Source organism: Anoxybacillus sp. P3H1B, assembly GCF_001560855.1.
Lineage (GTDB): Bacteria > Bacillota > Bacilli > Bacillales > Anoxybacillaceae > Anoxybacteroides > Anoxybacteroides rupiense.
Genome location: NZ_LPUG01000011.1, coordinates 32,326 through 46,010 on the forward strand (window position 1 = coordinate 32,326; position 13,685 = coordinate 46,010).

Annotated in this window: 12 protein-coding genes; 10 read left to right on the forward strand and 2 right to left on the reverse strand. The window is 41.8% G+C overall.

What is annotated here, in order from left to right; translation table 11 throughout:
* The first annotated feature begins 338 nt into the window (after window positions 1-338).
* Together AT864_RS04315 and AT864_RS04320 are read left to right on the forward strand one after the other, a co-directional pair.
* Window positions 339-1,754: an amino acid permease gene (locus tag AT864_RS04315; protein WP_066146904.1), complete on the forward strand. Its 1,416-nt coding sequence runs from the start codon at window positions 339-341 to the stop codon at window positions 1,752-1,754.
* A gap of 121 nt (window positions 1,755-1,875) precedes the next feature.
* Window positions 1,876-2,382 carry a ferritin gene (locus tag AT864_RS04320; RefSeq protein ID WP_044746739.1) on the forward strand — a complete coding sequence of 169 codons (507 nt, stop codon included), beginning with the start codon at window positions 1,876-1,878 and terminating at the stop codon, window positions 2,380-2,382.
* A 245-nt stretch (window positions 2,383-2,627) separates the two neighbouring features.
* On the opposite strand, the gene AT864_RS04325 is transcribed toward AT864_RS04320, so the two are convergent.
* Window positions 2,628-2,834, reverse strand: coding sequence for an alpha/beta-type small acid-soluble spore protein (locus tag AT864_RS04325; RefSeq protein WP_066146906.1), 207 nt, complete (start codon window positions 2,832-2,834; stop codon window positions 2,628-2,630).
* A gap of 305 nt (window positions 2,835-3,139) precedes the next feature.
* On the opposite strand from AT864_RS04325, the gene AT864_RS04330 reads away from it, so the two are divergent.
* The 7 genes from AT864_RS04330 (at window position 3,140) to AT864_RS04365 (ending at window position 12,836) form a co-directional block, all read left to right on the forward strand.
* The gene (locus AT864_RS04330) at window positions 3,140-4,156 is read left to right on the forward strand and encodes a LacI family DNA-binding transcriptional regulator (protein ID WP_066147676.1); all 1,017 of its coding nucleotides are present in this window, start codon (window positions 3,140-3,142) and stop codon (window positions 4,154-4,156) included.
* Window positions 4,157-4,311: 155 nt separating this feature from the next.
* Window positions 4,312-6,414 (forward strand): amylo-alpha-1,6-glucosidase, encoded by a 2,103-nt coding sequence (locus AT864_RS04335; RefSeq protein ID WP_066146908.1) that lies wholly within the window; start codon window positions 4,312-4,314, stop codon window positions 6,412-6,414.
* Between the two features lie 60 nt (window positions 6,415-6,474).
* A complete protein-coding gene (locus AT864_RS04340; protein ID WP_066146910.1) occupies window positions 6,475-7,746 on the forward strand; it encodes an ABC transporter substrate-binding protein in 1,272 nt (423 codons plus the stop codon).
* 124 nt (window positions 7,747-7,870) lie between these two features.
* Window positions 7,871-8,758 carry a carbohydrate ABC transporter permease gene (locus AT864_RS04345; protein ID WP_231734591.1) on the forward strand — a complete coding sequence of 296 codons (888 nt, stop codon included), beginning with the start codon at window positions 7,871-7,873 and terminating at the stop codon, window positions 8,756-8,758.
* A 14-nt stretch (window positions 8,759-8,772) separates the two neighbouring features.
* Entirely contained in the window at window positions 8,773-9,600 is an 828-nt protein-coding gene (locus AT864_RS04350) for a carbohydrate ABC transporter permease (RefSeq protein WP_066146914.1), read from the forward strand.
* A gap of 837 nt (window positions 9,601-10,437) precedes the next feature.
* Window positions 10,438-11,700 carry an MFS transporter gene (locus AT864_RS04360; RefSeq protein WP_044746732.1) on the forward strand — a complete coding sequence of 421 codons (1,263 nt, stop codon included), beginning with the start codon at window positions 10,438-10,440 and terminating at the stop codon, window positions 11,698-11,700.
* Window positions 11,700-12,836 (forward strand): zinc-dependent alcohol dehydrogenase, encoded by a 1,137-nt coding sequence (locus AT864_RS04365; protein WP_066147680.1) that lies wholly within the window; start codon window positions 11,700-11,702, stop codon window positions 12,834-12,836. Before AT864_RS04360 ends, AT864_RS04365 begins: the two co-directional genes overlap by 1 nt.
* A gap of 272 nt (window positions 12,837-13,108) precedes the next feature.
* Here AT864_RS04365 and AT864_RS04370 read toward each other — a convergent pair whose 3' ends face one another.
* A complete protein-coding gene (locus AT864_RS04370; protein WP_044746731.1) occupies window positions 13,109-13,453 on the reverse strand; it encodes a DUF3905 domain-containing protein in 345 nt (114 codons plus the stop codon).
* Between the two features lie 95 nt (window positions 13,454-13,548).
* On the opposite strand from AT864_RS04370, the gene AT864_RS18480 reads away from it, so the two are divergent.
* Window positions 13,549-13,683, forward strand: coding sequence for a hypothetical protein (locus tag AT864_RS18480; protein WP_255357493.1), 135 nt, complete (start codon window positions 13,549-13,551; stop codon window positions 13,681-13,683).
* Window positions 13,684-13,685: the final 2 nt, after the last annotated feature.

Consider the following 13,685-nt stretch of genomic DNA (forward strand, 5'->3'; position numbering starts at 1 on the left):
TAAACTTCCCTCCCTTCCCATATGTGTTCACATTTTTTTTCACAAATTTATTATATATTTATCAGAAAAGTTTGTAAATTGGGAATTGAAAAATTTTCATTATTTTGGAAGATTATTTATTAGAAAAATGACGAACACTATTGAACAATAACAATAACACCTCAAAAGAATGTTTAGTAACAATAATAAGTTGGAAAATTCTAAATTTTTTGTCTCAATTCCAAAAATAATCTCACTCTTTTTTCATTTTTCAACTTTACAAAAAATATTGAATAGTATACAATGTTTGACGTGTACTTCTGCAAAATTCTACAGAAAACGACAAGGGGAGACAAACAATGAGTTTATTCAGAAAGAAATCGATTGATGTCCTTCTGAAAGAAGCAGGAGGGAAAGGGGCGTCCTTAAAAAAATCTTTAAGCGCCTTCGATTTAACGATGCTTGGAGTCGGAGCCATCATCGGTACAGGGATTTTCGTATTGACTGGGGTTGCAGCTGCTGAACACGCGGGTCCTGCACTTGTCATTTCCTTTATTCTTTCGGGTCTTGCTTGCGTATTTGCAGCTCTTTGTTATGCAGAGTTCGCCTCAACTGTTCCTGTATCGGGAAGTGCGTACACTTACAGTTATGCGGCCTTTGGTGAGTTGATTGCTTGGATTTTAGGTTGGGATCTCATTTTGGAATATGGGGTCGCTTCTTCAGCAGTAGCAGCTGGTTGGTCAGGGTATTTCCAAGGATTGCTTGCCGGTTTTGGAATTGAACTTCCGAAAGCGCTAACAAGCGCATACGATCCAGCAAAAGGAACCTTTATTGATTTGCCAGCGATTTTGATTGTTCTTTTAATTGTATTATTGCTCACACGCGGTGTGAAAGAGTCTGCTCGCTTTAATGCTGTCATGGTTATCATTAAAGTTGCCGTTGTTCTTTTGTTCCTTGCTGTGGGTGCATGGTATGTTAAGCCGGATAACTGGACTCCATTTATGCCATATGGATTTTCAGGCGTAGCGACGGGTGCGGCAACTGTATTCTTTGCTTACATCGGTTTTGATGCGGTTTCAACAGCGGCGGAGGAAGTAAGAAATCCGCAGCGCGATATGCCGATCGGAATTATTGCTTCATTGCTAATATGTACGGCTTTATACATCGTTGTGTCACTCGTATTGACAGGTATTGTTCCTTATGACCAATTGAACGTGAAAAACCCAGTTGCCTTTGCGTTAAATTACATCCATCAAGATTGGGTAGCCGGCTTCATCTCACTTGGAGCGATTACTGGTATTACCACGGTATTGCTCGTTATGATGTATGGACAAACACGTTTGTTCTATGCGATTAGCCGTGACGGTTTGTTACCAAAAGTATTTTCACGTGTTAGCCAACAAAAACAAGTACCATATGTGAATACATGGTTGACAGGATTAATCGTTGCTTTCTTTGCAGGAGTAGTACCTTTAAATAAATTAGCAGAGCTAACAAATATCGGAACGCTTTTTGCTTTCATTACCGTTTCAATCGGAGTGCTCGTATTGCGTAGAACACAGCCTGATTTAAAACGTGCGTTTAAAACTCCATTAGTTCCTTGGGTTCCGTTGCTGGCTGTTGCTTTCTGCGGATATTTAGTGCTTCAGCTTCCAGCCACTACATGGATTGGTTTTGGATCATGGTTAATCATCGGTCTTGTTATTTATTTTGCATATGGCCGCAGACATAGCACATTGAACGGACCGTCTGAGGCAAATGAAAAAGTAAGCTAATGTTATGATGTTGGAAAGACCTTTGCTAAAGAACGCAAAGGTCTTTTTTTGAGCAAAGGTGCATTCCTTTTCTGTTTTTTGCTATAATGGACATACTATGAATGAAGCGGGGTGAAAACAGATGCTTAGTGAAGAGCTTTTGCAAGGGTTAAATGAACAGATGAACTTTGAGTTCTTTTCTGCACATGCTTACATGGCGATGGCAGCATACTGTTCGTCAGAAAGCTTGGATGGATTTGCTCACTTCTTTCTTGTTCAAGCCGAGGAAGAGCGGTTCCATGCCATGAAATTTTACAATTTTATTAATGCGTTAGGCTTACGTGCAACGATAACAGGATTCGATTCGCCAAATAATGAGTTTGCCTCTGTGTTGGATTGCTTTGAAAAGGCGCTTGCTCATGAAAAAGAAGTGACGAAACGAATTTACCGCTTGTCGGATATCGCGTGGGATGAACGGGAGCATGCGACCATTAACTTTTTAAAATGGTTTATTGATGAGCAAGTGGAAGAAGAATCGATGTTTGATACGATGATTCAAAAACTTGTTCGCATTCAAAACGACGACAATGCCATGTTTATGCTCGATAGTGAGTTAGCGAAGCGGACATTTACCCCAGAACAACAGTAAACCAAAAGAGGCGATAGACAAAGTCAAAATGGCCTTTGTCTATCGCCATTTTAAGCACCTATTTTTTGATTTTTTCATTTCAAAATGAAAACATTTGGTTGTCAAGGACTGCAGCCAAGCGAAGATACGAATCGGAGCGAAAGCCGTTCGTGGGCGGACGGGCGAGGTCGGTGACGGGAAGTGTGTCTGAACAGACTGAGAGGCTATTCAAAAGGAATAGCCTCTTCATTTATAATCAGCCATTTTTATTCAGTTGGTTGGAAAGATCCAGTAAGTTGGCTTTGAGCTTGTGCTATTAAACGTTTTGTAATTTCTCCGCCGACAGAACCGTTTGCGCGAGATGCTGTGTCTGAGCCAAGCTGTACGCCAAATTCCTGAGCGATTTCATATTTTATCTGATCAAGTGCTTGTTCAATTCCAGGTACGAGTAGTTTGTTGCTGTTTCGAGCCATCTTTTTCTCCTCCTAATGTGATAAATGGTCTTGCAATGTTAGTATGTGGCGTGAGAAATAATTTATAATGGCAATTACAGAGGCAGCGGCAATTTTTTGGCAATGAGCCATTGTTCAATGACTCGGTTGATGCTTTGTATGTTCGTTTGAGCATTACGCCAATGGTGATACAAAGATGATGAGTCAAGGAGAGGAAGCAAAATTCAGATATTTTGTTTGCTTCGTTTATTTTTTTATTGCAATCCGTTAGAAGTTAAGATAAAATGCAATCAGAAAGCAATCCGAAACGTTTTGGAGGAAGAATGGTGACGACGATTAAAGATATTGCCAAAGCGGCCGGGGTTTCGATTACGACTGTCTCAAGAGCCCTGAACGGCTACTCTGACGTAAATGAAAAGACACGACAAAAAATTATTGAAATTGCTAAACAGCTCAACTACAGTCCGAATACGCTTGCACGGGGGCTCGTGATGAATAAATCCAAAACGATTGGTTTGCTCGTTTCAGGATTGACGCGCGAAAGCGCAAAGGACAACTTTACATTTGAAATTTTATCAGGTGTCAATCAATACGTAAGCGAAGTAGATTATGATATGGTTTTATTCAGCACGACATCGACGAAGCAGCGCGAAAAAACGTATACGCAGCTTTGCCGCGAGCGGCGCGTAGACGGAGCGATTTTGCAAGGAATCCGCATTGATGATCCGTATTTGCAGGAAGTCGTAGAGAGCGACATTCCTTGCGTGCTTATTGATATTCCGATCGAATCGGAGACGGTTGGATATGTGACAACCGATAATGTTCTTGGGGCAAAAAAAGCCGTTCGCCATTTGCTTGCGCTCGGTCATCGCGACATTGCGATGATTAATGGCTATGAATACGCATTTGTTAGCGAACAAAGGCTGAGAGGATTTTGTGAAGCGTTGCTGGAAGCAGAAGTGCCTTTTCGCGAGCAGCTAGTGGCGGATGGAGCCTTCAAGGAAGAAAAAGCGGAGCAGGAAGCGTTGCGGCTATTGACTGGCTATCCGGAAATTACAGCGTTTTTTTGTGCAAGTGACTTAATGGCGCTGGGAGCCATGAAGGCGATTAAAAAACTTGGAAAGCGCATTCCTGAAGATGTAGCGGTAGTAGGATATGATGATATTATTTTGGCGTCCTATACGACCCCGCCGTTATCGACGGTGGCTCAAAATCAATTTGCGATGGGATATGAAGCAGCTAAGCTGTTGATTGAGATGCTGGAGGGAAAAGCAACCTCCCATATTAAAGTGTTAGAGACAGAATTAAAAGTACGCGAATCGACTTTTAAAAACCACGAGTAGGAGTGGTTTTTAAAAGGTGAAAATTGAAAACGTTTTGGAATAGGTTGCTTTTTTTTAGTTGATGATCCGAAACGTTTTGGAAACGAAAATCAAAACGTTTCGGATTTGGCGTATGGATCTCCAAAACGCTTTCAAGCAAGAGGAGGCATCAGTGAATGGAATATCGAGTGATTAAAGAGAATGAGCTATTTCTGTTAACGGATCAAAAAGGGAATATCCCAGAAAATCATCCGTACGGTCTAGGATTGTACATAAAAGATACTCGTTTTTTGAGCAAATGGGATTTGCGAATCAATGGCGAAGAGCCTGTGCTGCTTTCGTCCGATGCAGCGGAAAACTATGCAGCGACGATTCTGCTCACAAATCCGCATATGGAGAAAGGTGGAGAATTGATTTTATGGCGCGAGTCGATCGAAATAGAAAGGAAACGATTTATTTATGAAAATGTTCTTTATGAAGTCGTGAAATTAAAAAATTACTATCCAAAGCCAGTGACCTTCGATTTGAACATCCAGGTTGATGTTGATTTTGCTGACATGTTTCTAGTGCGCGGATTCCAAACAGGAAAAGTGGGGACACGTACAGGCCAAACAGTCGGAGAACGCTCGCTTATGTTCCACTATAAGGGGGAAGACGAGCTTACACGAACCACCAAAATTAGTTGGGATCGTCAAGAAAAGGCCGCTTTTGAGCATGGAGAAATCGCATTTCGTTTTTCTCTCCAGCCTGCGGCTGAAGAAACCGTAACATTTATTGTGCAGCCGCAAATCGGTCAAGAAGCGGCCAACGAGGTCCTTCATCCAGATGAGGCGCTGCGGCGCTTAAAGTGGTCTTATCAACAATGGCAGGAAAAAATTACAGAAATAGAGACCGATTACGAACCGCTGCAACGTCTTGTTCATCGTGGTATTAACGATGTGCGGGTGTTGTTGACCGATTTAGGATACGGACCGTTTCCGGTGGCAGGATTGCCTTGGTTCGGGGTTCCTTTTGGACGCGATAGTTTAATTGCGGCGCTACAGTTGCTTGCTTTTAATCCGGAAATTGCCAAAGGCACTCTTTTGACTATGGCTCGTTATCAAGGAACAAAGCTTGATCCATGGCGTGATGAACAACCGGGAAAAATTATGCATGAGATTCGGTTTGGCGAGTTGGCCAACACCAATCAAATTCCGTTTACGCCGTATTATGGAACGATTGATGCCACCCCGTTATTTCTTGTGTTATTAACAGAATATGTGAAATGGACGGGAGATTTGGCCATTGTTGACCAATTAAAAGAAAATGTTGATGCTGCCCTCGCTTGGATCGATCAATACGGCGATCGCGATGGCGACTTGTTTGTTGAATATCATCAAGAATCAAGCAAAGGAATTGCCAACCAGGGATGGAAAGACTCCGGTGACTCTATTGTGCATCGCAACGGCGAATACGCAAAATCTCCTATTGCTCTCGCAGAAGTACAAGGATATGTTTATCAAGCGAAAAAAGGGCTTGCTGATATTTTTGAAAAATTGAATGAGGGAGAACGTGCCGAAAAACTTCGCCAACAGGCGAAGGCATTAAAAGACCAATTTGACGAGCAGTTTTGGATGGAGGATGTCGAGTTTTATGCTATTGCGTTAGATGAGCAGAAACGGCAGGTTGGCACCATTACTTCGAATCCGGGACACGTTTTGTTTGCCGATATGCTTAATCAAGATCGGGCAGACGCCGTCGTCCGCATGCTCCTGTCTCCGAAAATGTTTTCTGGTTACGGAATTCGCACAATGGGGAAAGGAGAAACGGGATATAATCCGATGAGCTACCATGATGGAAGCATCTGGCCTCATGATAACAGTATCATTTTACTCGGATTGAGCAAATTGGGGCGGCGAGACGCAGCAACATTGATTATGAGCGGGCTGATTGAGGCGGCTGAACATTTTGAATATGATCGTTTGCCGGAATTGTTTTGCGGTTATGACAAGTCATTTGGCAAGCCTGTGAAATACCCCGTGGCTTGTTCGCCGCAAGCTTGGGCGGCAGGAACTCCGCTTGTCTTTATTCAAGCATTGCTTGGCTTGTTTCCAAATAGCTTAACAAAAGAAATTCGACTATCACCAACTTTGCTGGATTCGATGAATTTTTTAAAAATAAGCAATATGGCGATTGGCGATGGACAACTGTCCTTAACGGTTGTGCGGGAGCAAGGAAAAATGAACGTTCACGTTCATGAAAATACAACCGGCTACGATCTTGTTTTTGTTTCTACATAAGGAAGAGTCTTCTCTTCCTTGTATATATGATCATTTTATTTAAGAAAGGGGTTTTTAAACATGAAGGGGAAAAAATTAGCCACCATTGCGATGACTTCATTATTAGTTGGAAGCGCTTTATCAGGATGCAGCAGCGGCAATGAAAAGGCCGGAAGCGGCAAAGAAAGCACAAACAACAATGGGAAAGTGGAAGTAACGCTTGCTGGATGGGGAGGAAATCCGACAGAGCAAAAGCTGCTTCAGCAGACGCTAGATGAATTTGAAAAAACCCATCCAAATATTAAGGTGAAATATGAAGTGATTTCAGATCAATATATGGATGTGATTAAAACACGTCTTGTGGGTGGAGAAGGGCCGGATGTTTTTTATCTTGATGCTTTTGAAGCCCCTGCTTTAATTGAAACGGGAGTGCTAGAGCCACTTGATTCTTATGTAACCAATGATTTTGATATAAACGATTTTGAAAAGCCGTTGCTTGATGCGTTCAAAGGAAAGGATGGAAAAATTTATGGGTTTCCAAAAGGATATTCAACACTCGCCTTATTTTATAACAAAAAAATGCTAGATGAAGCTGGTGTGGAAGTACCACAAACATGGGATGAATTAAGGGAAGCTGCGAAAAAATTAACAAAGGGGAAGGACGTATATGGATTTGGAGTGATGCCGGAATTAGCTCGCCTTTACTACCTCGCAGAATCAAAAGGCGGAAAGGTAGTCACTGATAATAAAGCAAGCTTTGCCGATTCAAAAGTAGTGGAAGCGCTTCAACCAATTGTGGATATGCATCTTAAAGACCGGTCGACAGCAGAGCCTAAAGAAGTGGGAGCGAGTTCAGGCAGTGAAATGTTTGGACAAGGAAAAGCAGCAATGGTGATTGAAGGAAACTGGGCTATCCCATTTTTAGATGAAACCTTCCCGAACTTAGAGTACGGAACAGCTGAAGTGCCAACATTGGATGGAAAGAAAGCGACGATGGCATATACAGTAGCCTATGTTATGAACAAAGACGCGAAGAATAAAGAAGCAGCATGGGAATTACTTTCCTTTTTAACCGGAAAAGAAGGAATGAAAATATGGACAAGTAAAGGATTAGAGCTTCCATCACGCAAATCTGTCGCTGCTGAGCTCGGATTTGACAAAGATCCATTGCGCGCGCCAATAGTGGCAGGAGCTTCTTATGCAACCGTATGGCAAAACGGGACGAACCTGCCAATTATTATGAACAACTTTAATAACCAATTTGTCAGTGCATTTTTAGGCGACCGCTCTTTGAAAGAGGCTTTAAAAGAAGCTCAAGAAACCGCTAATAAAGAAATTAAAGGAAACGAATAAAGGAGGTAGCTGATAGAAGAGCTTTCTTCTATCAGCTACCTGCGTTATATAAGATCGTGATAAAAAGAATAGCGTTTAGGGGAAAAGTCAACGGAATTTCCTTCATTTAAGGAGAGGAATGAATATGAGAAAAAAAGCGTGGCGAGAAGCGGGCGCCGCCTATGCCCTGCTTTCACCAACACTGTTTGTACTGCTGTTATTTATTATCGGCCCGATTTTGTTTATCGTTTTTCTCTCATTCCATAAAGTGCAGTTGCTTGGTGCCACTTCCTTTGAATTTGTCGGGATTGACAACTTTAAAAGAATGGGTGGGGATTTGCGTGCGAAAATTGCCCTATGGAATACCATTAAGTACGTCATCATTGTAGTGCCTTGTCAAACCGTGCTTGCTCTTATATTAGCAGCTACGTTAAACGCAGGGTTAAAAGGACAAAAGTGGTTTCGCATTATTTATTTTTTGCCGACACTAACTTCTTCGGCGGTCTTAACGCTCATTTTTATGTGGATGTATAATCAAAACGGCTTAATTAATCATGTGTTGGCAGCGATCGGGCTTCCAACCTACAATTGGCTTGGAGATCCGAAAGTGGCACTGAGCGCCATTATGGCGATGAATATTTGGTCGACCGCTCCGTATTTTATGGTCATTTATTTGGCAGCGCTGCAAGATATTCCTGATTCGCTTTATGAAGCAGCTGAGTTGGATGGAGCTAACGCTTTGCAAAAATTTTGGTATGTGACGGTGCCCTATTTGCGTCCGGTGACCTCGTTTGTCGTTATTATGGGACTTATTGGCACGTTTCAATTGTTCGATCAATCCTATATTTTTTCAGCGGGTTCAGGAGGTCCAGATAATTCGACACTCACCATTGTGCTTCTCATTTATCAATATGCGTTTAAAACATTAGGGACGATGGGATATGCTGCAGCGCTCGCCTTTATTTTAGCGCTCATTATTTTGATGGCGACATGGTTGCAGCGAAAATTTTCAAAAGAGGAGTCTCTTTACTAAAGGAGATGGGTGCGATGAAGAAAAAAATCGGGATAGCCAAAGGATTGTTATACATTATTCTTGTGCTTTATGCTGTAGCGACGATGCTTCCGTTTTTATGGGCGCTTTCTTCTTCGTTTAAAACACTTGAGGAAATTGTAAGTGGAACGGTTTCTTTTATTCCTAAACAGTTTACGCTTGAGAATTACCGGCAAATTTTTGTTGAACAGGAAATGTTTCCGCGATGGCTGCTTAACAGCGTGATTGTTGCGGCAGCCGTTACCGTTTTGAATTTGTTGTTTAATTCAATGGCGGGCTATGCGCTCGCGCGGTTGCGATTTCCGGGCAAAAAGCCTCTTTTTGTGATTATTTTAGCCGTATTAATGATTCCTGCACAGGTGACGCTGATTCCCAATTACCTTATCTTAAAGTGGTTTGGATGGCTCAACTCGTATCAAGGGATGATCGTACCGACGATGATGAATGCTACCTTTATTTTTATGATGCGCCAGTTTTTTATTAATTTCCCAAAGGAATTGGAAGAAGCGTCGGCATTGGACGGCCTTAGCCGGATTGGAACCTTTTTTCGGATCGTGCTTCCGTTAGCGAGGCCCGCTTTAGCGGCACAAGCCATTTTTGTGTTTATGGGATCATGGAATGATTTTATGCGTCCGCTTATTATTCTTTCTGATCCAGCAATGTTTACCTTGCCGCTTGGCTTAAACAGCTTTAAAGGACAGTATATTAGCTATTGGAACTATATTATGTCAGCATCCATGGTGTTCACCTTGCCCGTGCTTCTCATTTATATCTTTTTTAATCGTTATTTCATCAAAGGAATATCATTTACAGGTGGAAAATAGCGCACACTATTGTTTTTTCCATTATTTTACTTAAAAAACAGAATGATATCGCTAAACTTCAACAGAAAAGCGAGGAATATTGGATAATTAACCCGCCTGAGCGCATAGATTGAAACGCTGATCTTAAGAAAGAAGAAATGTCATCGATGACGTGTATAGAAAGCTTCACAGATGTTCCATTCTATACATGTATCGAAAAATCTTCTTTAATAAGATCAGCTTTTTTGTTTTGAAAAAATTTACAGAATGTCATGATAATTGAAGGAGATGCTAAACGTGTATGAATCCATTTAGCGCGTAAAGGGGGAATAAAGGACGTACGAATGATGAAAGCTTTGAGAAAATCAACTTCTTCCTTTACTATAGCTTCACCATAGATGCCGTTTAGCATTGGTATGTATCTGGTGTTTTTCCGGCTATTGAATGATGAACTAACGAATCGCTGTACAGATCTATGAGTGGGGGCAGCCTTGTTTGGCTTTTTGTCATGCCTAGAACGGGGAAGGATCAACAGGATCGCCTTAGGGGCATCTATATCCATCATTAAGCTGGTACATTTCCTAAAAGGCAGGCTATAGAAAGAAATGCTTCTCATTGTTATTGTCCGCTGTTTTTATAACAGAACTACGAGGTTTTGCCACACAATAAGGCTATTCACCATGAGAAAAGAAGTGGATAATCTTTGCTCCATCATGCTGAAAAGAGGTGGAGAGGATGACGGGAGTGCCTAAGTTTATATACAGCATTTCCAATCATCGAACTCGAACGAATAAAAATGCAAAAAACGCGTTCATATGAGCTAATCATTTATATATTAATGTAAGGTAGGAATGTTATATGGAATGGATAGAGCAGTTGTCTCAACAAGATAAAAATGTGAAAAGAGAAGGAGAAGAGTCAAAAGGAAAAAAACTGGCTATTATATCCTTGTCATCGATTCCCTTAGTCATGACATTAGGGAATTCGATGTTAATTCCTGTTTTGCCGACTATGGAGCGAGAATTGGCGATTTCATCCTTTCAATCAAGCATGATTATTACCGTGTACTCCATCGTGGCTATTATTTTAATACCGATTGCTGGATATTTAAGCGATCGTATTGGACGGAAGAAAGTCATCATTCCAAGTTTAATTTTAGCGGCGATTGGTGGCCTTGTTTCCGGGTGGGCCGCCTGGAAAATGGATCATTCGTATATGTTTATTTTAATCGGTCGAATGCTTCAAGGTGCAGGGGCAGCTGGAGCAGCTCCGATCGTTTTGCCCCTTGTTGGCGATCTGTATAAAAATGAAAGCGAAATGAGCAGCTGTTTAGGGACGATTGAGACAGCGAATACATTTGGGAAAGTATTGAGCCCGATATTAGGTGCTTTTCTTGCTGGGTTTAGTTGGTTTTTCCCTTTTTTTTCATTTCCGATTTTTTGTGCGATTTCTATTGCGCTTATGCTATTTTTTATTAAAACTCCGCGCAAGTCTCAAGAACCTATGCCGTTCAAACAATTTTTACATGAGATGAAAGGAATTTTTCAGAGGGAAGGGCGTTGGCTTTATGCCATTTTTATGATCGGCGGAATTTTAATGTTTGCTTTATTTGGCGTCTTATTCTTTTTATCGAGTATGCTTGAGAGCCGTCATCATATGGACGGGGTAAAAAAAGGATTTGCGCTTGCTTTGCCGCTTGGGGCGCTTTGCATCGCTTCATTTCTTACCGGAAAGAAAATTGAAAAGAACAAACTATTGATGAAGTGGCTTACCTTTGCTGGGGTATCGCTCCTAGCCATCGCTACATTTTTATTAAGTTTTTTTGAAAATATTTGGCTTCAATTAACCATTTTCTTTTTAAGCGGCATTGGGATTGGTGTTGCCTTACCTTGTCTAGATGCGCTCATTACCGAAGGAATTGAGAAAAAAGAACGAGGAACCATCACTTCGATTTATAGCTCGATGCGCTTTATCGGCGTGGCTTCAGGCCCGCCAGTCGTTGCCCTATTAATGAAGAAATCAACGGATATGATGTTTTACGTATTAGCTGGTTTATGCGTGCTGGCCAGTGTGGTGATTGTGGCAGGAATAAAACCATCAAAGAAAGGAGAAAACGCATGATGCAAGCGGTTACTTATCAAGGCATTAAAAACGTACAAGTGAAAAATGTACCTGATCCGTCTATTGTCAAGGATGATGATATGATCGTACGAATTACAAGCACGGCTATTTGCGGCTCTGATCTGCATCTTATCCATGGAATGATTCCGAATATGCCGCATGATTTTGTCATCGGTCATGAACCGATGGGCATTGTAGAGGAAGTCGGTCCAGGAGTAACGAAGGTAAAAAAAGGGGATCGAGTCATTGTGCCATTTACGATTGCCTGCGGCCAATGCTGGTATTGCCGTCATGGATTAGAAAGCCAATGCGATACATCGAATCAACATGGAGATGCTGGCGCTTATTTTGGCTATTCTGAAACGTTCGGCGGTTACGCAGGGGGACAAGCGGAATATTTGCGCGTTCCATTCGCTAATTTTACCTCTTTTGTTGTCCCGCAAGATTGTGAACTTGAGGATGAAAAGCTGTTATTTTTATCCGATATTATTCCTACAGCCTTTTGGGGTGTTGATGAAGCCGGAGTAAAGGACGGGGATACGGTAGTTGTTCTCGGCTGCGGCCCTGTCGGACTGTTGACGCAAAAATTTGCTTGGCTAAAAGGAGCCAAACGAGTGATTGCGGTTGATTACATCGGCTATCGCTTGGAGCATGCACGAAATGTGAATCGGGTGGAGACCATTAATTTTACTGAATATGAAAATGTGGGAGAATATATAAGAGAAATCACAGGCGGCGGAGCGGATATCGTGATTGACTGTGTCGGTTTAGATGGCAAAAAGACGGCGCTTGAGATGGTTGAATCTGCATTAAAGCTGCAAGGGGGAGCGATGGGAGCCATTGTCATTGCTACACAAGCGGTTCGCAAAGGCGGCACCATTCAGCTAGTAGGGGTCTATGGCTCGCGCTATAATCAGTTTCCGCTTGGGGATTTATTTGCCCGCAATGTTACTTTAAAGATGGGACAAGCACCTGTGATTCACTATCTTCCGACTTTATATCAGTGGATTGTGGAAGAAAAATTCGACCCTACCGACATTATTACCCACCGCTTGCCTTTAAAGGATGCGGCGCACGCGTATGAAATTTTTGATGAAAAGAAGGATGGCTGCATTAAAGTCGTACTCAAACCATGATGACTAAAATAAAAAAGGATCTCCAAGCAATAGAGGAGATCCTTTTTACATGATCCACCGACAAGTCTCCGACCTCTTAACGGAGTGGAGGTGGGTGTTGGCAAGCACTTTTCTTGGTTCGCATTCGGCTTCGTTCCTTGCCTCATAAGGGAAAATGGCAATGAATTCACGATCTTTAAAATGGGAGTAGACAAAGTCTATTTTAACTTTGTCTACCACTTAGAAAGATCTCCAATCAATGATAAGGAGCTCCTACTTAATTAAAGAAAAGGTCAATCTTGTCCATAGCTTGTGTCAATGCTTGGATGCATGAACGGAACGGATTGCGGCCGCTTTTTTGCTTCCAGTAGCTCGCGGTTTTCCGGTGTATTCCAACCGATATCATTGGTTGGATGCACCCATTCCTCTCCGGACATGACGCTTGGATCCACTTCATCGCTCCATTGATTCAATGGAGAATGAGGGGAATTGTATTTGCTGTCGCCGATAATGACTCCATATTGATTCACAAATGGCGGTTTCATTTGAATGCCTGTTCCTTTAAAAGAAGGGGCATGAATTTGATGAGGAAGCGTTTCATCTAAAATGGGTGATTCTAATTTGCTGTCTTTGTCCATATTTTTCACCTCTATTATAGTTTGAACCCGTCGCAAAATATTATGAATAAAACAAACAGCTTTTACGAAAAGTAAAGAAAAAAAGGGGATGTGTCATGAACAATACTGCCTTTCCTGTAGCCCATTTGCGGGACGATTCATTGAAGAAATTACAGCAGCTTGAAAAATCGCTGCGGGAGGAAACAGGAGAAGAGATTGTCCTTATTGCATACAAGCATAAGAAAAAATAATG

Coding starts and splice junctions, on each gene's coding strand:
- AT864_RS04315 (WP_066146904.1), top strand. CDS start 339: ATGAGTTTATTCAGAAAGAAATCGATTGATGTCCTTCTGAAAGAAGCA.
- AT864_RS04320 (WP_044746739.1), top strand. CDS start 1,876: ATGCTTAGTGAAGAGCTTTTGCAAGGGTTAAATGAACAGATGAACTTT.
- AT864_RS04325 (WP_066146906.1), bottom strand. CDS start 2,834: ATGGCTCGAAACAGCAACAAACTACTCGTACCTGGAATTGAACAAGCA.
- AT864_RS04335 (WP_066146908.1), top strand. CDS start 4,312: ATGGAATATCGAGTGATTAAAGAGAATGAGCTATTTCTGTTAACGGAT.
- AT864_RS04340 (WP_066146910.1), top strand. CDS start 6,475: ATGAAGGGGAAAAAATTAGCCACCATTGCGATGACTTCATTATTAGTT.
- AT864_RS04345 (WP_231734591.1), top strand. CDS start 7,871: ATGAGAAAAAAAGCGTGGCGAGAAGCGGGCGCCGCCTATGCCCTGCTT.
- AT864_RS04350 (WP_066146914.1), top strand. CDS start 8,773: ATGAAGAAAAAAATCGGGATAGCCAAAGGATTGTTATACATTATTCTT.
- AT864_RS04360 (WP_044746732.1), top strand. CDS start 10,438: ATGGAATGGATAGAGCAGTTGTCTCAACAAGATAAAAATGTGAAAAGA.
- AT864_RS04365 (WP_066147680.1), top strand. CDS start 11,700: ATGCAAGCGGTTACTTATCAAGGCATTAAAAACGTACAAGTGAAAAAT.
- AT864_RS04370 (WP_044746731.1), bottom strand. CDS start 13,453: ATGGACAAAGACAGCAAATTAGAATCACCCATTTTAGATGAAACGCTT.
- AT864_RS18480 (WP_255357493.1), top strand. CDS start 13,549: ATGAACAATACTGCCTTTCCTGTAGCCCATTTGCGGGACGATTCATTG.